This window comes from Enterococcus sp. BWR-S5 (assembly GCF_016745255.1).
In the GTDB taxonomy this organism is placed as follows: domain Bacteria; phylum Bacillota; class Bacilli; order Lactobacillales; family Enterococcaceae; genus Enterococcus_L.
This window is the reverse complement of record NZ_JADOEQ010000001.1, coordinates 291,608-317,367: the sequence shown is the minus strand read 5'-3', so window position 1 is coordinate 317,367 and position 25,760 is coordinate 291,608. Positions and strand designations below refer to the sequence as shown.

Sequence of the window (25,760 nt, the reverse complement as noted above, 5' to 3'; positions counted from 1 at the left end):
CAGAAATAAAACAGAGAAATTTTTTCCTTAATTAACATACCCATACAAGAGGGCTATTATCTCACCCTCTTGTATGGGTATGTTGTTTCGATGCAGTTGTTCAATTCAATGAAGATTCTGCTCAGCTTTTTCAGTCAAATTTTCTGAGATACTTGGATAACAAGGCCATTCCTTTACGTAGTGTCTCTTCACGGCAGCAATAGCCTAGACGAGCATGCTGGGGCAAACCAAAAGCCGTTCCAGGAACCAACAAAACTCCTGTTTCTTCCAACAAATCAATACAAAATGAATAGTCATCTTGAGGAATATCTAATTTAATGAACGAGGTCGACACGTAATGAGGAGTAACAAGACTTACTCGCGGCTCCTGCTCCACCCATTCTTTTAAAATAGCCAGATTATCAGCCACTATTTTTCTATTTCTACTCAAGATTTTATCCTTATTTTTGAGTGCATGAACAGCCAGCTCATCTGCAATCACACCACCGCATATCATTGTGTAGTCACGATATTTACGAAAATGCTCTGCTATTTCGCTGCTGGAAGCTGTCCAGCCAATGCGAATACCTGGAATAGAGTAGGTTTTCGATAAGGAATTCGTCGCAATCCCCTTTTCGTACAAATCAGCAATAGAAATGAACTCACCTTCATCTGTCAAAGGTGCATACACTTCATCCACAACAATATACGCGTCTACCTCTTTTGCCATCTCTACAATCGCCGACATCGTTGCTTTATCAAGAAGTGTTCCTGTAGGATTATTGGCACTATTTAAACAAATCATCTTTGTATTCGGCTTAATTTTAGATTTCAATACATCCAAGTCTAATTGCCAATGCTCCTCTTCCTTCAGTTTAACAAAGTCCACGCTGGCTCCAAGAGCTTTTGGAATATCATATAGCTGCTGGTATGTTGGCAGCATAGATACCACATGATCCCCCGGCTCTATTAGTGCAAATAATGCCAGTAAATTAGCCCCTGTTGCACCATTTGTTTGTAAAATACTATCAGGAGATACCGTTTGATACAGTGAGGCCACAAGCTCCTTGAATGTATCTGAGCCCTCAATCCAGCCATAGTCCAGTGGTTGCTTGCTTAACGCTTCAAAGTATTCCGTCACAGAAGTTCCATCCAGACCAATCAATTCTTCCAAAGTCAACGCTTCGATAGAGCTCTGAGAAATATCATATTTCGCTTTTTTTTCCCAGGTGTTTAACCATTCTTCTACTCCAAAATTTGCTATTTCCATTTTCCTACCTCCTATACAGTAATCATTCCAGTTGCAATCATCACAATGGACACAACCGCGGCAGCCGCAATACAGCCCATTACTATTTTTTCTCTGCTGTTATTACTGTAGTTCTCTTCTCGGCAAGCCTTCACATAGAAATAAAACCCCGGAATATAGGCAATACTGCACATAAGAACATACGTAAAACCAGCCAGCATTATTCCAACAACTTGAAATGCCGTTGCAATGACACCAATCAATAATTGCTTTGCTTCTCCTTGTTGTCTGGAATAGATAATCTGATAAATGCCTACCAGTAAATAACAAATTAAAATTGCCGCTGTACACAAGGAATAAGCGAATTGATACGCATAATCAGTAACTAAAAATGTCAGTAAGAATAGATTGGTTAATCCAGCTGTAACAAATAACGAATAGCTAGGTGCTTTTTTTGAATTGAGCTTGCCCCAGTTTTTTGGGAGCATCCCATCACGAGCCATCAACATCGTGGTTTCTGCCGGAAGCATCGTCCAAGATAACCAGCAGCCGATAATCGAAATAATCAACCCGATATTAATAACCGCAGCTCCCCAGCCACCAACGATGTACCTCAGAATATTCCCCATTGCCGGTTGAGAAATCTCCGCCAGCTCTGCCTGTGTCATCACCCCATAAGGAAGTAGTGAGGCTAAGATATAAACGGCCAACAACACGAGTAACCCGATAATCGAAGCTTTTTGTGCATCTGAACGCTTCTCTGCACGATTTGCCAGAACACTGGCCCCCTCGATTCCTACAAATACCCACATCATCACCATCAAGCAGCCCTTGATTTGATCCCATAAACCGCTTGTGTTCCCAACGGTATTCCCTAAATTATCTGCTGCATTCCCCCAGAAATCAGCAGTAAAGATGCCTGCCTTAAAAGCAACGAACCCCATAATCAGAAATAGAAAAAGAGGAACTAACTTGCAGACCGTAACAATTGTATTGATAAAACTGGCACTTTCTATTCCATTATTCACCAACAATGTCAGCCCCCAGATAAATACGCTGGCAAGTAGAATAGAGGGAACATTCTGCCCTCCTTTAAAAGTAGGAACAAACTCGCCGAGCGCACTCATCAGCATCGTCGCAAAGGCAACATTTCCCAGCCAAGCAGACAGCCAATATCCCCAGCCACTAATGAACCCGCCAAGCTTGCCAAATGCTGCTTCAGCATAGCCGAAAATCCCTCCATCTAAATCCGGACGTTTTTCCCCCAGATTGTTTAGTGATAGTACTAATGCCAAGATACCGATTCCTACAATCACCCACGCGATAATAGCTGGTCCAGGTGCTGCTGAACTCGCCAAGTCACTTGTTATGCCGAAAACACCACTTCCTATTGACGAGCTAACCACCAATGCAACAAGACCCATTTTACTGATGCCTTTTTTCTTCTCTTCCATCTTTTTCCCCCACTCTCAAATAATTTTAACTACAAACTTTTTTTGACTTTTCTGTTTCTTAATTCTTAAAAAAAATACGCCTTCAACTTGATTTGAAATAATAACCCAAAAATGTATACGCTTTCAAAAAAACATTTTTATTGTCACGGCATAAGAAAGAAATCTACAACTCTTTTTATGGCTACACCTTTAAGCGCAACAGATTTAATGAGTTTCTGAGGATGGCTTTAAACATGAAAATCCTTAATGCTATCCTCTAAATGACAGTTCCTCTTGGTTTCAAGCAGTTATTTCTGCTTTCATAGCGCAATTGTAGCATCTGAAAAACAGAGCCGTTGTGAGATTCATCACAAATAAAATGAAGAATATCATTTGTTATTTAATTAAAAAGAATGAAATTACATTATGAATTCAAAATATTCAGTCATTTAAAAAAAAAACGTGCATAACAGTCTGCATATTTGCATAAACATTCCTTGGAATTTTTCTTAATAATTTATGATCTATCAAGAAAGCAACAAAAAAACCGACTTTTCCGAGTCGGTTTTTTTGTTGCTTTCTATATTTTTATTAGGAGTATTCAATCAATACTTGTCGTCCACACATTTACGTCAAGCACGTTTTTTCTTTTGAAGATAGCTAAAGCTTAGTAACACGCCGACCAGACCGACAAATCCCATAATCTGATACGTCCCTTGGCTTATTTCGCCAGTCTCAGGATATTTGCCGCCTCCCGGTTTCTTAACACCCTCAGCTGTACTTCCCGAACCAGAATCACTTAGTGAAGACGAGATAGGTGTTGAAGAGTCAGAAGTTGTACTGCTGCTCGTTTCTGACGTTGAACTGGAAGAATCAGTTGTTTCTTCCGGCTGTTTTTCATATCCATAAATGACTTGTTGTGTTTCTGCTGTAAATTTACCCTTAGCATTTTCCGGTGTTTTTTCCAGCTTGTAGCCGGCAAACGTCTTTGCTGCAGTTTCATATGCTGCGCCAAGAACGCCAACCAGCTCTACATCCTCAGCCAATTTCTTTCCTTGGCCATCCACATGCTGAACCACAACTTTCCCTGTTACTGCTTCAGTATCAACCAATGTATAAACTACGGAGATACTTTGTGGAGAATACTTGAATGTTTCACTAATTGCTGCCGTGTCTGTTTTGTACCCTTCAACAGCAGGTATAGGCATTTCAAGGGCTGTACCAACCTCTCCCTGAACAACAATTTCTTCCGCTAGAAGCTCATCTTTTTCGTTAACCAGACGCACTGAAATATTTCCTACCGTTTCATAAGAAGTCGGCAGCTTGTAAATTTGCTGAGTGCCATACTCTACGCTATCAGGTAAAATTCTTTGTCCTATGTTTAAATAGGTCAGTCGCTTCATATGAGCAAAAGGTGCATCTGTATAAATATCAAAGGTAACCGTTTCTCCCGGTGCAATGAACGTTATATCTGCTGCTGACAAATCCAATGACTGGAATGGTTTGACAGAAGTCTTTGCATTTTTTCCAACCTCAGCTGATAAGCTAAAGCTTTCTCCTGATTCCGCTGGAACTGACAGCACAGGATTTTTGATTGTCTTATGATTTTTTTCCACAGCCTTTAAAACATTGTCTGTCTCTGTCAGTATTTCTTCATTGGTAATACTTATTTTGTATCCTTCAACACCGCTTACCAGAGGTGTCACTTCCGTCTTGATTGCTAACGGCAATGAATCCACATTGTTTGCCTGCGGCGTAGTGTCTTTATACAGACCGTCATAGATAGCCGTTGTTAACGTGTCACGTTTTTCACTCTCTTCTTGTGAAGGCTTATCCTGAGACTGCATCCACGTGATGACTCCCCCCAGACCTTTTTCACGAATATACTTCGTCTTTTCCTGAATGGATTGTACACTGTCATACGTAAAGAACACCTTTGATGATTCACTGTACATATAAGAAGCCTTCGATTCATCATCCCAGTATTCTGTTAAATCAGAATACTTTTCTTTTAGCTGATTAAAAGAACGATAGGCCCAAATACCGCCATTACGTCCACCGTCACCATTTACTAAAGGCTTCTCGTTCTCCGCCCCTCTGCTTTTATTCCCATCCGCATCGGTTGTCGCAAAATCCGCACTGCCAAATAATCCAGGCAGTTTTTCAGGATCAGGTCCATCGTTTTCTACATTGCCCCAGCCTCTGCTATAAAACGCAGCACCGATGACAATCTTTTCAGGTGTCGCACCATTGTTCAAGAAAAAATTGACACTGTCATTCGTGCTGAACGACCAGGGTTTACCATCTCCTTGCGGTGCTTTTGAACTAGTGTACAAACCGCTGTGATGATTGGTTGTATTTTCCCATGCCCCATGAATGTCATAGGTCATCAAATTAGCAAAATCGACTACTTCAAAGACACCGGCGATGTCTGTTCCCATGTTCAGCGTATAAGGTCCCGCAGCAAGAGCAACGGATAACTCATAGTCTTTTCCGGTTTTCTTCCCTAAGGTTTCTAAGCCCGCTCTCAACTCTTTCAATAGCGTAACAAAGTTTTCTCGGTCTTTTTCAGAAGCCTTCGGCGTTCCTTCATCATTCTTACTATCTACTAAATCCGGTTCTCTGACGCTTCCCGGATATTCCCAGTCGATATCAAGAAAATCCATTTGATTGTATTCCACAAACTTAACCAGATTGGTTACCAAATTTTTTCGATACGTCTCATTTTGCGCATTTAAAGCAAAATCGCCTGATTTCGTCCAACCGCCAACAGAAACACCAACCTTTAAATTGTTGTTCTTCAGCCGCAGCTCCTGCAACGCGTTCAGTAATCCTGCATTCGGTGCATTTTCAACCACTGTACTTTCTCCCCCAGCAGTTCCGATTGCAGCAAACTCATCTGTCCATTCCAGATTCCCTTCTACATCAAAATCAAGAAAAGCGAAATTCAGATGTGTCAGTTTTTCAGCAGGGATATCCTTTGGAAAGAAATTCCCCTCACTGTCTTCAATGGACCAGTCGCCGTAATACATAACATTGCGATAGGTTGCTTCTTTGCTTTCTGCATGGACGATTTCCCCAAATCCAGTTCCTGCCAATGTTGAACTTACTGTAAATAACCCTAAAATAATAGCGAATAGTACAGGAACTATTTTTTTCATTTTATCCATAGATTCTCTCCTTATATCTTATTGTTTGCGTTTCCAAAATGAGTGTACCATATTTAAGCAGGTATTTAAATATTATAATGTAATAAAGTTACTGTTTTTTAATAATATCTCTAATTCAGTCATTTTAATCAATAAAAAAACAGAAGCAAACCTTTTTTGGGGTAAGCTCCTGCTTTAGAAAATATTCTTTTTTTGCATAGAACAATCATTCATTCCTACATTAACGCTCCTGTTTTTTCTGATTTTTCAACAACGATCACCAGCTCTTTCACACGACCGCCGATTTTTTCTGCAAATTGCTCTGCTTGATTGACGTCCCGAAAAAGCAGTGCCTCCTCCTTTTTCCTTGTCCGTCTGCCGCAGCCATCAATATATCCATGAAACACCTTCACTGCATACACCTTCTCACCTCCTTCATTATTTCGAGTACTCGAATCATTCAATAAAATGAACAATAGAAGAACCCTTCTAAAATCGAAGATACATAAAATTAGTGATAGAGTCAACGAATATGTCTTGAGTAAGAAACATTTTTTTAACCTTATCAATTTGAGCTATTTTTTGAATGATTAAAGAAAGCCCCTTGATTCTCTTTCAAGAAGAATCAAGGGGCTTTCTACTCTAAATAATCATTTTATCACTTCGTGATTGTATAGCTGTCAATCACTTGATATGCTGCAGTATAAACCGTCACCTTCAGCGCATCATCTTCTACACTAATTGCAGAGAAAACCGTATTTTCAGGAAGATTGTCTTTTCCGGTAATATCTCCTGTCGGCGCCCAACGAACATCTGTCCATGCTTTCGCCGCTTCTAGTTTATAGGTTTTTTCTCCACTATTTCTGGATACCATATAAATTGTACCGTTTTGACTCGTTGAAATAAGTGAAGTATCCTCCATATCCGTTACAGGCTGACCATTTTTGATTGGCAGGCTGCGGATGTAGTTATGGTCGTGACCGGAAAGTACCAGATTTACACCCAGTGTTTCCATGACCGGAACCAGCTTGGCCTTGATATTTTTCGACCCCAAAACTGAGCTGCTGGAGCTAGTCCATTTTCCGCCGTAAGGGCTCTTATGGAAGGAAACTACAATGAATTTCCCGGCACCTTTTTCAGCAACCTCTGCTTTCATCCATGCAATCTGCTTATCCAGATTAGCTGTAGAATCATAGTTCGAATTGATGTTGAAGAACAGAACATTTCCATACACATAAGAATAATTTAAAGGAAAACCATTCACAGAATCGACATTAAATGCGGATTGATAAAACGCTTCGCTCGTCTTGTACTCATGGTTACCTAATACCGGAAGAAACGCTGTGCCTGCCATTTTTGTCCCTATTGCATTGAAGAATGCAGTAAAGTGAGACTCATTTGGTGTCTCAACCATATCTCCCGTATGAATCACAAATGGTGCATCAGGAAAACGATTCAATGCCTGACTTAATGTGTTGCCAAAATAAGGTGCATAGCCAGCGGTGGAACTTTGTGAATCGGCCAAATGTAAAAATGTAAATGGTTGAGCGCTCTCTGCTTCTGTCGTAAAAGTATACACAGGGCCATAGTACGTCGTCTCTGAACCAGTCTTCGCATTTTTAAAAATGTTCCCAACTCTATATTGATAAGCAGTTCCTGCCGTCAAACCGTCAAGCTGCACTTTATTCGTCGCTTTCTTGGTAAAAATTTGTTTGTTTTTCTCAAGTGTACCGGAGTAAACTTTCTTATTTTCCGAAGTAAATGCGTCTCCCGCAGAAACAACCTCTACAAACGGATCACTAAACATCATTGTCGTATCTGTCTGCCAGCTAATAGATCGTGTCGTTTTTGCATCCCCACTGAAAGCATTATTCAATGCATAGGGTGTCAGCTCTTTGGCTTCCCGCTCAGGTGTGGCACTGTGATTAATTTGAAAAGTATCAACAGTCTCACCATCTACTGTGTAGGCTGTGGCTTCAATTTTTTCTGCCGTAACCTGAATCGCCGTATACATTTTCTTTTCTGCCAATTTCTTTTCTGAACTGCTGCTGAAATCACTGGCTGTATTCATCCATTCACGGTTGCCGGAATTTCCGTTTTTCTGTTCGATACCGGCAGCTCCCGGCGAAACATAGATTGTGCCATCTTTCCCAGAAATCACTTGGTCACTTGGATAATCTGAAAGAATCGTGCCGTTCTTAATTGGATAAGACCGTTGGTAGGCAGCTTCATTCCCTTGAATCACCAGATGAATCCCTAACTCTGCAAAAGCTTCTTCCAGCTTCTTTTTGATTGTAGTCGTATTCGACCCCGCACCATAAAAGCTATTATTAATAGAAACGATTTTCCATTTATTCGCTCCTTTTGCAGCAACCTCTTCCTTCAGCCAGCTAAGATGGCTGTTAATCGCTGCTGTAGAGGTTAATTTCGTATTCAACTGTAAAAATAAGGCATCACCATAAACAAACGAATAGTTTGCCATGTCATTGCCGGAAGCTGTCAGGTTATGGTTCAGCGTAAAAGCCTTGTTACTTGAACCTGTTGATGACGTCGTTGCAACTAAAGGATAGTTTTCATACGTACTCCCAGCTTGTTGGAAATAGCCGTCCCAATAAGCCTCCGAAGATAACGAGCTGTTGGCTTGCCCAGTGTGCAAAATGAAGGCAGCCTCCGGATAATGTTCAACTGCCTTACTCAAGGTATTTCCAAAATAATTTTGATACGATGAAGTTGTTCGATAATTTGCATCCGAAGCGGCGATAAAAGAAAAACTGTCAACCGAAGCTTTTGTTCTAAAAGAATACTCTTTCGACACTGCTCCGGAGTTATTATCTACAATTCGATAATTGTAGGCTGTGCCTGGTTTCAGATTATCGATATCTGCTTTATGATAAGAAATTTTGCTGCTTTTAGTTGCAGTTGCTGATACCTTTTGATTAGAAGCAACATCAAATTCTTCTTCTGCTAAATAATAATAGACAATCGTTTCAGGCTGAGCATCTCGACTGGAGCTTGTCTCTTCCGTCCTATAATTCAAATGTACAGCTGATGTCACATCGTCTCTTAATGTTTGATTTAGATTGTATAGCGGCAATTCGGTTGTCTCAGCAGAATAACTAACCGGAAACAACGATATGGATACTGCCAATGCAACACCAACAATCCCCAGCTTCCCCCTACTCATTGCTCTATTCATCCTTTTTCTCCCCATTCCATTATTTTATGTCTGTTTAATCACTTCTCATTATTTTTTATGAGTATATAAAAGCCATGAGATACCTTAGCTATCTATAAGATAAAACAGCCATTACCTAAATAATAACAGATAAACGGAGGTTTATTAACGAAAAATCACAAATGTTTTTTAATAAAAGAAAATAACCATCAAAAAAATGAAAAATATCTCAAAACCATACCATTATACACCTTGGATACACTACTGGTCAGAAGCTATTTGTTCAATGGTACAAAACACCACTTTAAATCTATTAAGCGGTGGGCAAACTCGCTTCTGAATGAACAAACTAGATACCTATATTTTGACACTGCCTTACAACCACTTCGTCATTTTTTTATCCAAAATTTTACTTTTACTCAGAAACTCAAATAACGGGTCTAATCCAGAAGAAAATGACACATTATCAAACTCACTAATAAACTGAACGCCCTTAATTTTGTTTGGCTCATTCAATGTTGGTTTTCCTTTTGCACAACCAGCAAAATAAAAATGTGCCACCCATTCAACACCTTCAAAAGTTAAATCATCACTGAAGACCTCTTCCAAGTTCGAAATCTCCAAGCCAAGCTCCTCATTCACCTCTCGTATAGCACACGTTACTGCATCCTCCTCTTTTTATTGTTTTCCACCAGGGAAATTCCACATCCCGTCTCTATCTCTTAATACAAGGATATCCCCAGAAGTATCTTTGATAAACACCCTAGAAAATTCTTTTTTCATTTAACCATTCCTCTCAAATAAATTTATCTACATTTTATCATCGTTATACAGAAATCTCCCATTTAAGTTAAAACCACTAACTAAATCCGTCGTAAAAAAATATTTGAGCAAAATAAAAAAGCTAGAACCCTTATCACCTAAGGATTCTAGCCATATCTTTAAAAGATTAGTTAGCTACTGGGTAAACTGATACTTGTTTTTTGTCGCGGCCTTTACGTTCGAAACGTACAACTCCGTCAACTTTTGCAAACAATGTATCATCTCCACCGATACCAACGTTAGCACCTGGGTAAATTTTAGTCCCGCGTTGACGGTATAAAATAGAACCACCTGTAACTGTTTGGCCATCAGCACTTTTCGCGCCTAGACGTTTAGATTCTGAATCACGTCCGTTGGAAGTAGAACCTCCACCTTTTTTATGGGCAAAAAACTGTAAGTTAATTTTTAACATATGATTGCACCTCCTAATTTTCAGTAGTAATTTGAATGAACGCCGAATGTTCCTCTTCAATCCCTTGAAGCCCTATTAAAAGACTTTCAAGCAAAATCTGAGAGATATTCGTCTGTTCTTGATTTACATCAAAAATCGTTTCCACGTACATGTAGCCTTCATCAATTTCATCCATATCAACAATGGGTTGAAATCCAGCTAACGCTTCAATTCCATTTACCGTATTAAAGGCAAGAATTGAAACAGCAGCACAGATGATATCCTCACCGTGTTCAGCTGCCATGGCATGTCCACTTAGCTCGAATGAAACAATCATGCCCGCTTCATTCCGTTTGAAAGAACCTTTAATCATAAGTTAGGCCTTCTTTCTGTCAATACAAGTAATTACGCGTTGATTGCTTCGATAACTACTTTTGTATATGGTTGACGGTGACCTTGTTTACGATGGGTATGTTTTTTCGGTTTGTATTTGTAAGTAACCACTTTTTTCTGTTTGCCGTGTTTTTCAACAGTTCCTTCAACTGTTGCACCTGCAACGGTTGGAGCTCCTACTTTCGTAGATTCGCCACCAACTAGGATCACCTCTTCAAAGACAACTTTTTCGCCAGCTTCTACGTCTAATTTTTCAACATAAATTGCTTGACCTACTTCAACTTTAACTTGCTTACCACCAGTTTTGATAATTGCGTACATGCTATACAGCACCTCCTTCTTCTAGACTTAGACTCGCCATCCCAAGTGACAATAATGTACTTACATGACTTGTTCTGAGCGGTTGTAGCTGTGGAGACCACAATTACAACATTAACATCATACCAAAAACCTCTTCCTCAGTCAATGAAAACTTCCATAAAAACGAATTATTTCCAGATGCTTTCTGCTTTTTCCTTGAGAAAAAATTTTTTCATGCTGCTTCTACTATGTTAAAATGAGAGCCTATTACAAAATTTATCTAAAAGGAGGAGTTAAAACATGAAAGAATCTTATTTTGACGGAGGACTTGGCAGTTATATCATTACATCAATTATAGCCGGACTAATCACCAGTCTTACGCTTGGTATCTGTGCACCTTGGGGAATCTGCATGATGTACCGTTGGAAAATCGAACACACTGTTATTGAAGGACGTCGTTGTCAGTTTACCGGTACAGCTGTAGGCTTATTCGGCAGCTGGATTAAATGGTTAATCCTGACGATTATCACATTAGGAATCTACGGCTTTTGGGTTCATATCAAACTAGAACAATGGAAAGTCAGCCATACAAGGTTTTATTAATCATAAAAATTGTCTCAATAGGAACTAGAAGACGACAGAGGGGAAAGCAAAGTCAGAAGCAACAGCGAATGAAATCCTGTGATTTTTGACCTATGTATCCATTTTATTGCTCCTCTGTCCTTTCATTGTTCCATTTTCATACTGGTTGCTTCATACTATAAAGGATATCCTTCCATGAATTTCTAAGGCTAATCTATCATTAAGAAAATAGTTATTTTTAAAGTGAAAATTTCACTTGCAAGAGACACACTTTTTTGATAAGATATTGATGTTGCTGATTTACAGGTCAGTTGTTTTTCTGTTTATCCCAACACTACAAATAGTAGATTTAATTACTATCTGTGCTAGTAGCTCAGCTGGATAGAGCACTCGCCTTCTAAGCGAGCGGTCGGGGGTTCGAATCCCTCCTGGCACGTGATAAACCGTTTGAAGCTAACACTTCAAACGGTTTTTTATTTTAGAATTATTCCCTTCACTCATCAGTTAACAGCGTGAGGGAAGTTTACCTATTACACAGGCCATAGCTTCATATCGCAGCTTTCATGCAACTGGACTATTAAAGGAGTTTTTTTATGTTATTTCCGCTAATTTTTTTCGTGTTAATTCTAATTGGTATTTTTTCGTTTGTGCTCATCCGTTTAGATACCCCAGTTACCAGAATCATTGTCAGAATAATTATCACTCTGTTGATTTTAGTCATCGTAGCCACAGTTGCCGTACTTCTCTATATTATGTGGATACTTGGAGAAAAATAAGGTTATTATCTTATCAGTAGCGCTATGCTCTTCTGTATTACATATTCTTTTGTTACTTTTTTAGTTTATACTTTAACAGACTGTTTTCACTCGATTCATTTTGGGTTGAGTAATAATAAAGCTGCACTATCTAAATACTAAACGCTCATCATTCATACTATTGTCTGTATTCAAGCCAATCTCCTCCAATGGAGAGGTATTTATCTGTTAGTTCAAGCAATTTTCCGGTAGTCTTATCCATAAGGAACAACCTTTCTGATGATTCGTGGTTTTAGACGATTTCATTTATCAGTTTGTTGTTCCTTTTTTGTGTTGGAACACTCAAAAAAGTGTTGGTAAGTTTTCCTTTAGGAATTTCCACCAACACAAAATATTATAGAGCCTTAATTTCAAAATCAACAAACCGATTGCTTTTTCCTTTAGCAATTAATTCAACTTCCTGTTTGCCAGCGCAACAACTGGCCATCATCGCGGACTCGTTTTTTATATTCTTGAAACTAAATGGCATTGCATGCTCTAGCTGTTTCAAGTATCCGAGTGCCACTTGCGAAAAGAAAGTATGCTGATTTACCAGAAAAATTACGTGGCTACGGTTACCGGTTCAACCTTATCTTCATTAAAGTCATGAGAAGCATCAATGCGGCTCATACCTTTTGTCTTACAATACATGTTCTGTTCGTGCAATGATATCATCCTGTGTAGCTTTGGATAAGACATTAAAAAATGCAGAGTAGCCGGCTACTCGAACAATCAAATCTCGGTGCTTTTCAGGATGCTTCTGTGCATCGATTAATGTATCACGAGAGACAACATTGTACTGGATATGATAGCCATGCAGTCGATTAAAGAATGCTCGAAGCAGCAGAATCAATTTCTGTTTGTCCTCTTCTTTCGCCAAGGTTTGCGGATTCACTTTTTGATTTAGCAGTACACCACCGATGATTTCTTCTGTTCTCAGCTTGGAAACAGATTTCAATACAGAGGTAGGACCGCTATTATCCATATTATGGGATGGTGAACAGCCCTCTGCTAACGGTACCCACGCATTTCGTCCGTCCGGTGTGGCCATCGTTCCTTTTCCCTGTCCAACATTGGCGGAAATGGAAGAGGTTCCCGAATAGCGTGTGCCGCCAATAGGTCCGCGACCAAACCGCGTATTAGGGTATTTTTTTACTTCCTCTATATAGCTGTCATAGGCCTTTGTTACCAAGCTATCCACATAATCATCATCATTTCCATATTTAGGTACATCATGAAGAATCATTTGCTGGATTTCTTTGCTGCGTTCGCTTTCATAATCGGTCATCAGCGCCAACCAAAGCTCTTCCTGTGTTACTTTTCTTTCTTCAAACACCAGTCGTTTAATGGCTGCAAGAGAGTCTGCTAAATTGGCAATTCCGACCTGAAGACCGGAGATAAAATCATAGACTGCGCCACCTTCCTTCAGCGTCTTTCCTCGCCCAATACAATCCTCTGTCAAAGCAGAACATAAAACATCCGGTACCTCACGTTCCAGTCCCAGATCAATAGCATTTTCTACAATCACACTCATACGTGTCAGCTCTCGAACAGTTTTATCCCAAGCCTCTTGAAGCTCTTCAAAGGATGTCATCGCGTTGAAATGACCATAGCCCTTTACAAAACGTTTGCCGGAAACCGGGTCGACGCCATCATTCATTGCAATCATTAAAATCTTTGGAAAATTCATATAGCTCATCCCTGTGCAGCGATAGCCCCATTTACCGGGAACAGCTGTTTCGACACAGCCAATTGCACTGTAATCATACGCATCCTCTTCTGTGACCCCAATAGCCATAAAGGACGGAATAATGATTTCATCATTATTGAAAGCAGGCATCCCAAAGCCCAGTTTCATCACTTCGATACACTCATTCATAAATCGATTATCTAAGCCAGCATGATAACGAACCGTCAAATTAGGCTGTGGCAGCTTCGTCTGTGCCACACTTTGCAGGACAAGGTAAGAAAGCTTATTTACCGCATCTCCTTTATCTCTCGTTTGACCGCCAATCGTAACATTTTGATAAAGCGGACTGCCGGCACTACTGAATGTATGCGCCTGACTCCTGATTTTATTGATTGTTAAGGTTTTAATCCATAGATTTGTCAGCAGCTCCACAGCTTGAGTTTCACTAATCGCCTTCCGCTCTAAATCAGCTTGCAGGTAAGGATACATGTATTGATCGAAACGTCCATAGGACAAGGAATGGCCATTTGATTCGATTTGTAGGATTAATTGAATGAACCAGACCGCTTGCAATGCCTCTAAAAATGTTTCAGCCGGGTGATTTGGTACTTTTGTACAAATACGGCTGATTTCCAATAATTCAGCCCTTCTTTTTGGTTCAGCATTCTTTGACAGCTCCTTAGCTAATGCAGCAAACCGTTCTGCGTATGTTTTTACTGCATCAAGAACAATTAGTATTCCTTTGTAGAACTGATATTTATCGATGCTTTCCGGTTGTGTCAAATCGAGCTTGGCTTTTTCTTTTAGGGTTCGCTCCCGATAGCCTGCAAGTCCGATTTCAAGTACCGTTCTATAATCAACAGCTAAATGGGCATCACCTGAGTTCATCTTGCCTTCCATACCAAAGAAGCCTGTCTCCATAAATACAGCTACTTCATCAGGAAGTAAAGCTCCTGCCTTAGCTCTCAAATTATTGTTTTCCCAAAAAGAAGCAATTGAACGTAACTCTTCCTTTGTTTCTTCTGTAATGTAGAAAACATCGCCATCACGTTTCTCGAATAAATCCAGCTCATTCAAAACAAAATCTAACGTATACTCTGGAAATATTGGCGCATCTCTATTAGAGGCCGCCTGATTCCCAACAATCATCGTCTCATCCTCAATATAAATAGACATCTTTTCTAAAATATTTTTTAGCATCAATGCTCGTTTCACGACATTTGGCTGATGCTGATACTCTTTGTAAGCTTCCGTTGCTAATAGAGCACGCTCAGCACAAATATAAGGTTTGGCAGTTAAAACTCTTTCCCGGTATTTTTCCATTCTTTCTGTCAACAATCCAAAATAAGTCTTCTTTTGTTCTTCCACAAGAGCCGTTTTCATTCTAATGCACCTCCACTTTCTCGAAATTACATTCGAAACACACTTTAGTTTCTTTCGAATAAATTGTACCATCTTACTTCTACTTTCTCAATCATTGCCACAGAAAAAACTACTGCTGCACAAATGTGCAGCAGTAGTTCATCGTTCCTTATTAAGTTGTTATGACGGATATTTGTTCCTTCTCCAAGAATGCTTTTATCTGGACGGGAATCCCCTGATCCGTATAAACCTCGGCTACTTCCTTGAAAGCAAATTCTGCAACAGCCCCTTTTTTATGGAACTTGCTTGAGTCCGTTAACAGAATTGTTTTATTGGCATGGGCAGCCATGACCTTTGCTGTATCACATCTATTGATGTCACTGCCTGTAAATCCTCGCTCCAAATCACAGCCATCGACGCCAAGAAATATTTTATCCACATGGAAGTTCTCAATTACCTGCCTGATTAAAGGTCCCACATTTACCTGTGATTCCTTCTGGTACTCTCCACCTAAAAGAACAATTTTGACATTCTCAGCCTTTCTAATATGGGAGGCAATAAAGCTCGAATTAGTAATGATGGTAATATCTCTCCGATGAAAAGCCAGTTGTTCTGCCAATAACGTGCAGGTAGAACCCGATTCGACCATGACCATCTCACCGTCAGCTACGCTTTCCGCTGCTTTCTTGGCAATTTTTAGCTTTAGCTCATAGTTCTTAGCCAAACGGTAATTAATATCGGCCTCATTATTGAGCAGTGCAAAGCCATGTTGTCTATGTAAAATTCCTCGAGCTTCTAATTTATCTAAATCTTTTCTGATTGTTACTTTCGAAACCTCCAGCAGCTCTGCCAAACGGTTAACCTCTATCTTCTTTTGCTTACTAACCATCGCAATAATCTTTTCTTCTCTTGACATAATACCCTCCTTGCCTGTCCATTTTATCATAGCATCATCCATATCTCAAACCCGCAATAAGTTTCATTCGTAATTAAAAACATTTACGTTTGAACGATCGCATGATAAGATTAAGTTGAAATCAGGAGGGATTTATGATGAAAACAAAAGCGTGTATCTTCAATATTCAGAAATTCAGCATCCACGACGGTCCCGGTATTCGATCTGTAGTCTTTTTTAAAGGCTGTCCTCTGAGATGTTATTGGTGTGCAAATCCTGAATCTCAATCAGGCAAGCCGGAAAATATGTGGGACAATCAAAAGAAGCAAACAACTTTAGTTGGAGAATACAAATCTATAGAAGAGATTCTTGAAGAAGTGTTGAAGGATCGAGCCTTCTATGAAGAGTCTGATGGTGGCGTGACATTATCTGGAGGAGAGGTTTTATATCAAGCTCCCTTTGCAATCGAACTGCTGAAAGAGTTGAAGCACCGAGGAATTCATACTGCCTGTGAAACAACAGGATTTGCACAGATAGATGTCTTTGAAATGTTTAGCCAGTATGTGGATCTCCTCTATTTCGATATAAAGCATTATGACGAAAAACGACACCTTTCCGGAATCGGTGTTTCCAACCAGTTGATCTTAAAAAATCTAAAGAAGGCAGCGGCAACACACCCAAATTTAGTCGTTCGAGTTCCTATTATTCCGTCCTATAATGACAGCTTGGACGATGCCAAACGCTTCGCTGCACTATTCTCTGAATATGGTGTAAAGAGAGTCGAGCTCTTACCCTTTCATCAATATGGAGAGAAGAAGTACGAATACTTGAATAGAGACTATAGGTTGCAGAATGTCCCTCAGCTGCACACGGAAGACTTATTGGACTATCAGGAAATCCTAACTGCTTCAATGCTCGATTGCCTTGTCCGCTAACACTTAATCTGGATATATCGAAGGCTTCCATTGTCCTCTTTCTTGAAAATGACTTCACAAAAAGACGACTTATATATAAGTTAGTTCCAAAAGTATATTTACCCTGTATCTGTTCTTATTCCTACATATCACAACTTTGCACACCTCGCTCAAGAAAATACTTTTTTTTAAATAATATTTTTTTAATTCATTTTTTTGACAGAAAATGAAAATAAAAGAAATATAATTGCATTGACCTCCATACTCGATGCATGCTATTCTTTCCTTATAAAAAGAAAGGAATGAGAAAATGAAAAATTTGAAAAAGATTGTTGGTACTGCTGCATTAAGCATGCTGTTGTTGACACCTGTCACAGCACAGGCGTGGGGGAACGAGGGAGAGTACGTCCATTTCTTTGATTCGGATATTCGTCTGCCCCTTGTTGGCAAGACAGCTACTTTCACGCAAGAAAAATATGATGAGCTTATCAAACAGTTCAACGAAAAATATCAAGTAGACTACGATGCCCTTTATGCGGAGTACGATAACAAGCAAGAGGAATTTGATCGTTTAGATGAAGAGCTGAGTGACCGTTACAGCAATGAGGAGATTACAGAAGAAGAATATACAACAGAATCTGAAAAGCTTCAGGCTGATCGTGAGGCATACAACACTGATTTCGACCAACGAGTAGAAGCCTTTGAAGCCGCATTTGAAACGGGTCTTGAGAAATTGGAGAAGCAGCAAGAGGACGATGTTCATACTATTGAAACTTATGAACTAACGACTAAGGAAGTTCTAGCTTCTGTTGACACAATCTCAACAGAACTCCTGTCTTTAAACCCAAGTTTGTCAGGATTAGAGTTTGTACCAAACCTCAAGAATTTTACTGGAGAAATGGGCAAGGAGTGGACCGTTTCTGATACTAGACCACTTTTAAAAACAACAAAAATGGAAGTAATGGATTTACCAATCAGTAACCAAATGAATCTAAACTCTATGAAGAACTTGACAAACCTCAAAATTCTGAATGTTGTTGCCGGCGGCTATGCAAATGATGAGGACAGAGAACAAATTGAAGAATCGGCGAATACTGAGCGCTTCACAGAAACATTGTTAACAGATATTTCTGCATTGTCTAATGCAACAAATCTGGAAAGCCTCTATATCCAAGCTGAGGGTGCATTACCAGTCGTAACATTGAAAAAAGGAACTACTTCATACGAGTTGGTTGACCCGCTTGTTCTATCTTCACAGTTTGATGGTGCAGCAATCGCTTATACTTCTGAGCTGGAAGACAATTATGATTACAGATTTGAGAGCAATGACCAGCTAAAATGGGAAGGCTTAACTGGTGAAGAAGATGTTCTACTATTTAACTGGAATGTCAGCAAAGGAAGATTCGGCTACAATGGGACAGGTCAAATTCCTATTCGCTGGAAGTAATATGACTAAATAAAGACAAGAGGTATAACGACTACGGTTAGTCGTTATACCTCTTGTCTTTTGCATTGATTAATGATAAAGCATTTCGTGAGCGATATCATCGGCTGAAAGTGAGGCTGGATAGTAGGTTGGCCAATTATCCATCTCTTTAAGAAGCTCCTCTTGACTAGTATTGCCGAAATAAATATGGTAATGTGCTGATTTTTCCGGTGCGATAATATGGTCGCTAAACTGCACAGCTTTTGGTGCCGCCTCATCTCCATCTACTTTATCAAACAAATAGCGAACGCCTTTTTTGCCAGATTCATAGGTTAGGATTTGATAGCCGGCATACTTATAGCTTCCTGCAACCCACTCTCCAGCTTGGTAAAATGAAATCAGGTCTTCATAAATATCAATTTTTTCTACCTCGGTTTGATAACCAATTGTATAATACTCCTTGTACTCTTCAGCAGTCTTCTCCCCGTCCTCGGCTTTATGCTCGAACACATCATCCAGTGCTCCGTCTTCCAGATAAGGAAATACCGATTGCCATTCACCCGCCCAATCAGAAAGTGCCCGATCCTTTACCTCGTTATCCTCGAAAATTCCCTGCGCAGCTTTGGTCTTTGTATGAGAATGATTATGGTCATGCTCCGTCTCAGATACTGATTCAACAATCGCTGCATCAGATGAAGAAGCCTGATCGCCAGTAGTTTCGCTTGTACCACAGGCTGTCAGTCCCGCGATGAGCCATATGAGTGTACCTGTATAAACACCTATTTTTTTCAAAATTATTTCCTCCTAAATCATAAATAGTAATAATTACGATTTACATCGTACCATACAATATAATGCCTGTAAACAAAAAAATGGACTCAATCATTCATAAGGAAAATTATCCTCACAAATGATTGAGTCTATGATTTTTTAATCGCACCATATGGCTTAGACTTGACTATTCTCAGTCAGCTCTAATTAAGACAGTTCTTTTCTCAGTCGTCTCTTTTCATAATAAATTTCATTTTCTCGTTTTTCCAAGTCTTCCTTTTTCTGTGTCAGCATTGTTTTCTCTTTGTCGATCCGCTCAAAGATGTCCTGCTCCTCACTTTTTATCTCCGAAAAAAGCTCACCAAAAATATACTTTGTCTGACTTTTTTGGAACATCTTTTCAAGTCTCGAAAATAGTTGTGCAGAATGAGCAAATATCCCTTCATAGTCCTTTTTCAGCTTTTTCATTTCCTTCGTTGTTTGCTTTGCCTTATAGTGTTCATTGGCAACACGATTCTCTTCCTGCTCTAAAGCAACCAAAAAATCAGCTTTGTTTTTCTTTTCCATTTCCCTCTATCTCCACTTCTATGTATGTCATGCTAAGACTTCTCTTGACCTAGTGTCCAAGCCTATCATAATCCCCAATCATTCTTAGGCTGAAGTCTATGTTTTCCCATTAGAAATATTGTTGTTTAATCCTTGTAACAACATTATCACAATTATAAATAATTTTATACTAAAAGAAAGTATTTTTCCATATAAAAATATTTATATATTGAAATAAAACTGTTCTATACAACAAAATACCCACCCTTAAATATAAGGGTGGGAAAAAGGAGTTAAATGAAAAATAAAAAGGGTTGTTAGTTGTTGTGTCATTATAATACTATCGCTTAGATGAATTTGCAAACAATAACCCTTCGGAAAGAAAGATTTTTTTCAAGTTCGAATATGAGTGCTGTTTAATCAATCATCAGACTCATTAGTCGGACATCTAAAAATTCATTTTCATCGGTTTTCGCTCCTCGATGCATTATTGCTTCTGTTTGAAATCCAACCTTTTCATATAGCTTGATTGCTCGTGTATTTCGTTCCTGAACGGTCAGCTCCAATCGGCGTATAACACCACTCTCTGAAGCCCAGTCAACTAACGCCATCATCATTGCATAGCCTAAACCAAACCCCCAGTACTCCTTCAAAATGCTAATTCCCACTTCACCTAAATGTTCCATTCTTTTTTTGGCAGAAGCACTCACAGAAGCCGTCCCAACAATCTGTTCATCTATGATTGCCACCATCAACACATTGTTTTCTGAGGCATAGAGGTCTGCAAAGTTATGAGCCATTTCCTCCACATCAAATGCAGCGCCTTTACCATCCATTACCAGATAGGGTGTTTCGCCTCCCACTTGCTGAAGCACTCTGGCTACTTGGGCAGCGTCATCCGGGATAGCTTCTCTAATAGTAATCTCAATCTCTTCCTGTGTCATAGCTTTTCCCCCACTGTTCTTCAATTTTATCAAGAAACGCACGTCCGGCTTGACCAACGCCCTGAAGGGAAATAGTTCGTTTTTCTTCATCTGCCGTATCTTTTTCTAAGTTTATCGCAAGGTAAGAGTCCGGTATATCTTCGCCAAGCAGCATTCCCCATTCAACCACACTCAGACCGCCTCCCTCAAAATATTCTTCCAGACCCAAGTCTTCTGTCTGACCTTCCACACGGTACACATCCATATGGTATAACGGCAAACGACCACCCTGATACTCTCTGATAATTGTGTATGTTGGGCTTTTAATCATTCGCTCGATGCCCAGACCAAGTGCAATTCCCTTTGTCATCGTCGTTTTCCCGGCTCCCAAATCACCGGATAATATAATAATGTCGCCAGCTTGAGCTGAAGACCCGATTACTTTTGCCAAGGCCTCTGTTTCATAACTGTTATTTACTGACAAATCCATTTTTTTCATGTCCTTTCATTCATCACTTCAATCGATTAGTATCAACATCAGCAATAAATATCTGCAGTTTTCTTGAAAATTACCTATCCTATCCGGTAACCTTCCTTTTTGAGAGTATAGCACAAAATAATCTTTGGAAACACTCTGCCAATAAGATTGATTAAAGAGATATCATCAAATTTCCTTAATAAAATACCAGTCCTCCATATCCCTTTACTTTTACAGTTATGCACCGATAGTCTATAATAAATATGACCTATTATTCGGACATTTGGCTATCTGTTCTACCCGCAGCTGAATAACCAATGTCCATTATAAAAGAGGAGGAGAAAGAATGGACAAGGAAAAAAGCCGCTGGCAACGTTTTTTAGGCGGAGGAAACTTGATGTTCACATTAGCTATACTATGTCTTAGTGCTGTATTGATTTTTTTACTTCACACAATTTCATTTATTTTTACCCCTATTCTAGTCATTATCGTAACCGTTCTTCCTCCAGCTGTTTTCGGACTCATTATCTATTATCTATTGAATCCTATTGTAAAACGACTGGATAAAAAGCTGCCTCGTGTTTGGATCATTGCTGGTCTATACGTACTCGTTTTAGCCTTATTATTCTTAGGCGGTTTACAGCTTTTCCCAATGATTCAAAAGCAGACGGAAGAATTGATTGAGCAATTTCCAACCTTCTTAAATGATTTTCAAAAAACAACGGAAGCTTTCGTTGCCAAGACTCCTTTTGCCGGAGAATTCAGTCAGGCAACCGAATCACTTGAAAATCTTTGGGACAAAATTAGCGGTGTAGCCGGAGATTATCTGCAAAAGGGAGCGCAGGGCTTAGGGAATGTGTTCTCGGCGGTATCCACAACATTTCTAACCATGTTTACCGGACCAATCATCGCCTTCTTTCTATTGAAGGATAAAGAAAAATTTTACCAAACACTAAAAGGGATTATGCCGCCAGTATTTCGTAACGATTTCGATGAGCTAAGCAAAATTGTGAATATCCAAATCGGTGACTACCTGAAAGGACAAATTATTGCATCACTGGTTCTCGGTGTTATGTATCTACCGACATTTCTTTTAATCGGTATGCCATTTGCTGGCATTTTAGCACTTGCTGCGGGAATTCTATGTATCATTCCATACATCGGGCCCTTCATTGCATTTATTCCCGGGCTGATTATTGCCTTTCAAGATTCAACCTTTATGGGCATTAAGTTTTTGGTCGTCTGGTTTGTCATCCAGCTGATTCATGGTGATTTAGTCGTTCCTCGGGTTATGGGAGATAAGCTGAAAATTCATCCAATTACCATTCTGCTTGTTTTACTGGTTATGGGGGATCTTTTAGGATTAGTGGGTGTCATCTTTGGAATTCCGATTTACTGCCTGTTGAAGGTTGGAGTCATTTACTTATTCCGAAAATTCAAACAGCGCTACAACCGCTTCTATGGCGAAAAAGGCAAGTATGAAGACACAACATTTACCAAAGACGAGTATTTAAAATAGACCTGCTCATCTTTTTGTGTGTTGCTGCGCAAAGCTGACTAATACAGCAGTGACTATTATGACAGCTGTATCAAAAAAACCGACATCCTTTGATGTCGGTTTTTCATTTCTTAATTATTTATCCATCATTGCTTGTGCAGCAGTGATAAGCGCAAGTTTATACACATCTTCTTCATTCGCCCCACGAGACAAATCTGAAACTGGTTTATTCAAGCCTTGCAGGATTGGTCCGATTGCTTCGAAATTACCTAAACGTTGTGCAATCTTGTAGCCAATATTTCCAGATTGCAGTTCCGGGAAAACAAAGACTGTCGCTTTGCCGGCAACATCAGATTCCGGTGCTTTCAGTTGTGCAACAGATGCTGCATAAGAAGCATCAAACTGTAATTCACCATCGATATCCAAATCCGGTGCCATTTCTTTCGCAAGCTTTGTCGCTTCAACGACTTTATCTACTTCAGGAGCTTTTGCAGAACCCTTTGTTGAGAAGCTCATCATCGCAACTTTTGGCTCAATATCAAATAGTTTCGCTGTTTTTGCACTTTCAATTGCAATGCCAGCTAACTCTTCTGCATTTGGATTCACGTTGATTGCACAATCAGAGAAGATATATCTTTCCTGACCACGGCCGCGGAACATAATCATTGCACCACTTGTACGGCTAACACCAGGTTTTGTCTTAATGATTTGCAATGCAGGACGTACAGTATCTCCGGTAGAATGGATTGCACCACTGACCATACCATCAGCAAAGCCCATATATGTTAACATTGTACCGAAATAGTTCACGTCCTTCAGGATTTTTTCAGCATCTTCCTTGCTGACTTTCCCTTTACGGCGTTCTACAAATGACTCAACCATTTCATCCCACTTCTCATAGTTTTCAGGATCAACGATTGTAAAATTAGATGTCTTGATTCCACGTGCATGGGCTGCTTTAACGATTTCTTCCGGGTTCCCCAGCAATACAGGTTCCAGCAATTCTTCTGCTTTCAAACGAGCTGCAGCTCCCAAAATTCTTGGATCTAACGCTTCCGGAAAAACAATCTTTACATTCTTGTTAATGACCTTCGCTTTTAAGTTATCGAATAGTTCCACAATACACCCTCCAATATTCTTTTACATGTTCATCCACAATCATACACCATCCGAAAAGAAAATAACAGTTTTTTTTGTCTGTATTAGTGAAAAAACCTTATTCTGATAACTTTTTCACAAACTACACAATCTATACTATAACAGTTTAAAGCTGTTTTAAGACACTGTATCAGGAAGCTGCCAGTTAATCGGTTCTTCTCCCAACTGCTGTAATGCCTGGTTCGCCTGAGAAAACGGACGCGAACCAAAGAAGCCTCGATGAGCAGATAACGGACTTGGATGAGGCGATTTGATAATCACATGCTTATCCGTATCAATCATGCGCATTTTGTCTTGTGCCGGTTTGCCCCATAAAATGAACACAACAGGCTTTTCACGTTCATTCAATTTTCTGATTACCGCGTCTGTCAATTGTTCCCATCCTTGTCCTCTATGGGAGTAAGCCTGACCAGCTCGTACAGTTAGCACGGTGTTCAGTAGCAATACACCTTGTTTAGCCCAGCTTTCTAAAAAGCCGTGATTAACCGGTGCGTAGCCTAGGTCCTCCTGCAGCTCTTTATAGATATTAACAAGTGATGGCGGTGTCTTGATTCCCGGTTGTACCGAAAAACTCAAGCCATGTGCCTGATTTGGTCCGTGATAAGGGTCTTGTCCCAAAATCACTATCTTAACCTCCTCATAAGGGGTCAGCTCCAAAGCGGAATAAATGTGATACATATCCGGATAAATCGTCTGCGTTGTATACTCTTTTTTCAAAAATTCTCTTAACTCACTATAATATGGCTGATCGAATTCCTCCGCCAACATTTCTTGCCAGCTATTATGAATAATTGTCTTCATGTCCTCAGCTCCTTTCCCTAACTAGAATAACCAACTTTATTAAAAGTTACAAGGAATTTTATTATAACAGTTAGACTGAAAACATGGTAAACTATAGGTACGTAAAATGAATGAGGTGGAAATAGTTTATGATTAAATTAATAGCTTCAGATATGGATGGTACATTGTTGGATTCTAAAATGGCCATTTCAGATGATAATGCTTCTGCTATACGCGAAGCGGCTCGCCAAGGTGTCGAGTTTATGGTCGCTACCGGTCGGGCCTATTCAGAAGCTCAGCCTGCACTTGAAGAAGCTGGGATTGATTGCGCAATGATTACCCTGAATGGCGCTCAGGTTTTCGATAAACAGGGAAATACCATTTTTACTGCCGGAATCGAAAAGGACACAGCGAAAAAAGTGCTTAATCTGCTGGATCAGAACAATATTTATTATGAAATTTCTACAAATGAAGGAATTTTCTCTGAGCATCAGGAAAAAAGAATTGAGAATTTTGCAGCGCACATTGCCGAAACAATGCCTCACCTTACTTATAAGGTAGCAATTGCCATGGCTGCTGCTCACTTATCATTGCTAAAAATTACCTATGTAGACGATATGAAAACAGTGATTGATCGTGGAGACATTGAAATATTGAAAATCATCGGCTTCAGCATTGACGGACCTAAAGTTCTCGGTCCTACCGGAATGGAGATTGAAAAGCTGTCGGATGTAGTAGTTACTTCTTCGGCTCAAAACAACATTGAGGTCAACCATAAAAATGCCCAAAAAGGGATTGCTGTTGCCCATGTTGCAAAATTACGAGGGATTAATGCAGATCAAGTCATGACAATCGGAGATAATTTCAATGATGTCAGCATGCTTCAATGGGCCGGAGTCAGCTTTGCCATGGGGAATGCGGAAGTAGAAGTTAAAGATTATGCTAAATATGTCACATCAACGAATTTGGAAAACGGTGTAGGAGAAGCAATTTTACGGGCAATTCGTGAAGATTTATAATTTTTTATTGGTGAATCTGAAAAGAGGTGGAGC

The 25,760-nt window shown here is 39.7% G+C and carries 22 protein-coding genes, 1 tRNA gene, 1 pseudogene and 1 other annotated feature; of the genes and pseudogenes, 6 read left to right on the top strand and 18 right to left on the bottom strand.

Going from position 1 to position 25,760, the window contains the following annotated elements; translation table 11 throughout:
- Positions 1-130 precede the first annotated feature (130 nt).
- From IW510_RS01685 to rplU, 10 genes and pseudogenes are all read right to left on the bottom strand, one after another.
- Positions 131-1,249, bottom strand: a complete 1,119-nt coding sequence (locus tag IW510_RS01685) for an aminotransferase (protein WP_202056121.1) — start codon at positions 1,247-1,249, stop codon at positions 131-133.
- A gap of 11 nt (positions 1,250-1,260) precedes the next feature.
- The gene (arcD, locus tag IW510_RS01680) at positions 1,261-2,682 is read right to left on the bottom strand and encodes an arginine-ornithine antiporter (RefSeq protein ID WP_202056120.1); all 1,422 of its coding nucleotides are present in this window, start codon (positions 2,680-2,682) and stop codon (positions 1,261-1,263) included.
- A gap of 611 nt (positions 2,683-3,293) precedes the next feature.
- Positions 3,294-5,831 (bottom strand): glycosyl hydrolase family 18 protein, encoded by a 2,538-nt coding sequence (locus tag IW510_RS01675; RefSeq protein WP_202056119.1) that lies wholly within the window; start codon positions 5,829-5,831, stop codon positions 3,294-3,296.
- Positions 5,832-6,046: 215 nt separating this feature from the next.
- Positions 6,047-6,232: a hypothetical protein gene (locus IW510_RS01670; protein WP_202056118.1), complete on the bottom strand. Its 186-nt coding sequence runs from the start codon at positions 6,230-6,232 to the stop codon at positions 6,047-6,049.
- Between the two features lie 236 nt (positions 6,233-6,468).
- The gene (locus IW510_RS01665) at positions 6,469-9,006 is read right to left on the bottom strand and encodes a fibronectin type III domain-containing protein (protein ID WP_202056117.1); all 2,538 of its coding nucleotides are present in this window, start codon (positions 9,004-9,006) and stop codon (positions 6,469-6,471) included.
- A gap of 354 nt (positions 9,007-9,360) precedes the next feature.
- A pseudogene (locus IW510_RS21210) lies at positions 9,361-9,648 on the bottom strand (NUDIX hydrolase); the annotation flags it as partial.
- Positions 9,649-9,663: 15 nt separating this feature from the next.
- On the bottom strand, positions 9,664-9,768 hold the full coding sequence (locus IW510_RS21630; RefSeq protein WP_442896384.1) for an NUDIX hydrolase: 105 nt from the start codon (positions 9,766-9,768) through the stop codon (positions 9,664-9,666).
- A gap of 166 nt (positions 9,769-9,934) precedes the next feature.
- A complete protein-coding gene (rpmA, locus tag IW510_RS01655; RefSeq protein ID WP_202056116.1) occupies positions 9,935-10,219 on the bottom strand; it encodes a 50S ribosomal protein L27 in 285 nt (94 codons plus the stop codon).
- Between the two features lie 13 nt (positions 10,220-10,232).
- Positions 10,233-10,571 (bottom strand): ribosomal-processing cysteine protease Prp, encoded by a 339-nt coding sequence (locus IW510_RS01650; protein ID WP_202056114.1) that lies wholly within the window; start codon positions 10,569-10,571, stop codon positions 10,233-10,235.
- 32 nt (positions 10,572-10,603) lie between these two features.
- Entirely contained in the window at positions 10,604-10,912 is a 309-nt protein-coding gene (rplU, locus tag IW510_RS01645; RefSeq protein ID WP_086350198.1) for a 50S ribosomal protein L21, read from the bottom strand.
- A 19-nt stretch (positions 10,913-10,931) separates the two neighbouring features.
- Positions 10,932-11,006 (bottom strand) — a sequence feature (ribosomal protein L21 leader region).
- A gap of 185 nt (positions 11,007-11,191) precedes the next feature.
- Between rplU and IW510_RS01640 the strand changes: the two genes are divergently transcribed.
- Together IW510_RS01640 and IW510_RS01635 are read left to right on the top strand one after the other, a co-directional pair.
- Positions 11,192-11,494, top strand: coding sequence for a DUF898 family protein (locus tag IW510_RS01640; RefSeq protein ID WP_202056112.1), 303 nt, complete (start codon positions 11,192-11,194; stop codon positions 11,492-11,494).
- A gap of 341 nt (positions 11,495-11,835) precedes the next feature.
- Positions 11,836-11,909: transfer RNA gene (locus IW510_RS01635), tRNA-Arg, on the top strand.
- Between the two features lie 998 nt (positions 11,910-12,907).
- Here IW510_RS01635 and IW510_RS01630 read toward each other — a convergent pair.
- Together IW510_RS01630 and IW510_RS01625 are read right to left on the bottom strand one after the other, a co-directional pair.
- Positions 12,908-15,340 carry a glycyl radical protein gene (locus tag IW510_RS01630; protein WP_202056110.1) on the bottom strand — a complete coding sequence of 811 codons (2,433 nt, stop codon included), beginning with the start codon at positions 15,338-15,340 and terminating at the stop codon, positions 12,908-12,910.
- A gap of 151 nt (positions 15,341-15,491) precedes the next feature.
- Positions 15,492-16,235: a DeoR/GlpR family DNA-binding transcription regulator gene (locus IW510_RS01625; RefSeq protein ID WP_202056108.1), complete on the bottom strand. Its 744-nt coding sequence runs from the start codon at positions 16,233-16,235 to the stop codon at positions 15,492-15,494.
- Between the two features lie 137 nt (positions 16,236-16,372).
- Between IW510_RS01625 and IW510_RS01620 the strand changes: the two genes are divergently transcribed.
- Both IW510_RS01620 and IW510_RS01615 read left to right on the top strand, forming a co-directional pair.
- Complete coding sequence (locus IW510_RS01620; protein WP_202056588.1) at positions 16,373-17,149, top strand: glycyl-radical enzyme activating protein; 777 nt, start codon at positions 16,373-16,375, stop codon at positions 17,147-17,149.
- Positions 17,150-17,438: 289 nt separating this feature from the next.
- Positions 17,439-18,575: a hypothetical protein gene (locus IW510_RS01615; RefSeq protein WP_202056106.1), complete on the top strand. Its 1,137-nt coding sequence runs from the start codon at positions 17,439-17,441 to the stop codon at positions 18,573-18,575.
- A 69-nt stretch (positions 18,576-18,644) separates the two neighbouring features.
- Here the strand turns inward: IW510_RS01615 and IW510_RS01610 are convergent, their stop codons facing one another.
- The 4 genes from IW510_RS01610 to tsaE form a co-directional block, all read right to left on the bottom strand.
- The gene (locus IW510_RS01610; RefSeq protein WP_236674565.1) at positions 18,645-19,346 is read right to left on the bottom strand and encodes a metal-binding protein ZinT; all 702 of its coding nucleotides are present in this window, start codon (positions 19,344-19,346) and stop codon (positions 18,645-18,647) included.
- 186 nt (positions 19,347-19,532) lie between these two features.
- Positions 19,533-19,892: a DUF3958 family protein gene (locus tag IW510_RS01605; RefSeq protein WP_202056104.1), complete on the bottom strand. Its 360-nt coding sequence runs from the start codon at positions 19,890-19,892 to the stop codon at positions 19,533-19,535.
- 395 nt (positions 19,893-20,287) lie between these two features.
- Complete coding sequence (locus IW510_RS01600) at positions 20,288-20,815, bottom strand: GNAT family N-acetyltransferase (protein ID WP_202056103.1); 528 nt, start codon at positions 20,813-20,815, stop codon at positions 20,288-20,290.
- Positions 20,796-21,284, bottom strand: coding sequence for a tRNA (adenosine(37)-N6)-threonylcarbamoyltransferase complex ATPase subunit type 1 TsaE (tsaE, locus tag IW510_RS01595; RefSeq protein WP_202056582.1), 489 nt, complete (start codon positions 21,282-21,284; stop codon positions 20,796-20,798). The genes IW510_RS01600 and tsaE overlap by 20 nt, the downstream gene beginning before the upstream one ends.
- Before the next feature lie 334 nt (positions 21,285-21,618).
- Here tsaE and IW510_RS01590 point away from each other — a divergent pair, with 334 nt between their 5' ends.
- Complete coding sequence (locus tag IW510_RS01590; protein WP_202056102.1) at positions 21,619-22,791, top strand: AI-2E family transporter; 1,173 nt, start codon at positions 21,619-21,621, stop codon at positions 22,789-22,791.
- Positions 22,792-22,905: 114 nt separating this feature from the next.
- Here the strand turns inward: IW510_RS01590 and pta are convergent, their stop codons facing one another.
- The gene (gene pta, locus IW510_RS01585) at positions 22,906-23,889 is read right to left on the bottom strand and encodes a phosphate acetyltransferase (protein ID WP_202056101.1); all 984 of its coding nucleotides are present in this window, start codon (positions 23,887-23,889) and stop codon (positions 22,906-22,908) included.
- 156 nt (positions 23,890-24,045) lie between these two features.
- The gene (locus IW510_RS01580; RefSeq protein ID WP_202056100.1) at positions 24,046-24,729 is read right to left on the bottom strand and encodes a uracil-DNA glycosylase; all 684 of its coding nucleotides are present in this window, start codon (positions 24,727-24,729) and stop codon (positions 24,046-24,048) included.
- A gap of 128 nt (positions 24,730-24,857) precedes the next feature.
- Between IW510_RS01580 and IW510_RS01575 the strand changes: the two genes are divergently transcribed.
- On the top strand, positions 24,858-25,727 hold the full coding sequence (locus IW510_RS01575) for a Cof-type HAD-IIB family hydrolase (RefSeq protein WP_202056098.1): 870 nt from the start codon (positions 24,858-24,860) through the stop codon (positions 25,725-25,727).
- Positions 25,728-25,760: the final 33 nt, after the last annotated feature.